The organism is Paracoccus sp. DMF (assembly GCF_004407025.1).
GTDB lineage: Bacteria > Pseudomonadota > Alphaproteobacteria > Rhodobacterales > Rhodobacteraceae > Paracoccus > Paracoccus aminovorans_B.
This window is the reverse complement of sequence record NZ_SOKV02000176.1, coordinates 1-768: the sequence shown is the minus strand read 5'-3', so window position 1 is coordinate 768 and position 768 is coordinate 1. Positions and strand designations below refer to the sequence as shown.

Below are 768 nucleotides of genomic sequence, written 5' to 3'. Positions count from 1 at the left end.
GATCAAGTGCCGCCTCGACTTCGGCGCCAAGGCCATCGACTGGCGCGGCCTCTACAAAAATCCTGGGGCGTAGGTCCGGCTGGCTCCCATGACGATCGATGATCGACAGGGCGCGGTGCCGATCCCCGGTTTCCCCGGATACCACGTCGACCTGACCGGCCGGGTCTGGAGCGCGCATCGCAAGGGCAGGATCCCTCGCGGTGCGTGCTCTCGCTGGCTGGACCGCCGCGACTGGACGCTGAGGCGGCCGTGGCGTGACCCAGAGGGGTATCTGCACCACACGCTGGTCCGCGAAACGGCAGGCAGCCGCCAGAGGATCGCCCTGCACATTCTGGTCGCGACCACGTTCCTCGGGTCACGACCGGAGGGGTTGGTCGTCGCCCATCTCGACGGCGACAAGTCCAACAACGGCGTCGAAAACCTCGCCTATGTCACGCAGCGCGAGAACATCGGGCACAAGCGCGACCACGGCACGATGTGCTGCGGCGACCGTTCGCATCTCTCGCGCCTGACCGATCATCAATGCAGCCGGATGCTCGACTGCCTCGGTGCGGGGTTCTCCCGCCGCGAGGTGGCCAGGGCGTTCGGCGTCACCGTCAGCCACGTCGCCGCCCTGAAGACGGGCCGCATCCGAAAGCACCTGACCAATCAGCACGTCTGAGAAAGGATCCTCCCCATGAAAAACTACGTCCAGCCCGGCAACACCATCACCCTGACCGCGCCCTATACCGTCGCCTCCGGCGATGGCCTGCTCGTCGGCTCCATCTT

1 protein-coding gene is annotated in these 768 nt (G+C 66.3%); it reads left to right on the top strand.

Annotation, left to right across the window (positions count from 1 at the left end; translation table 11 throughout):
- Window positions 1–88: 88 nt before the first annotated feature.
- Window positions 89–661: an HNH endonuclease signature motif containing protein gene (locus tag E3D03_RS21055; protein ID WP_090735003.1), complete on the top strand. Its 573-nt coding sequence runs from the start codon at window positions 89–91 to the stop codon at window positions 659–661.
- Window positions 662–768 lie beyond the last annotated feature (107 nt).

Bases quoted from the DNA above. Each gene is read 5' to 3' on its own strand.
- E3D03_RS21055 (WP_090735003.1), top strand. From the start codon at position 89: ATGACGATCGATGATCGACAGGGCGCGGTGCCGATCCCCGGTTTCCCC.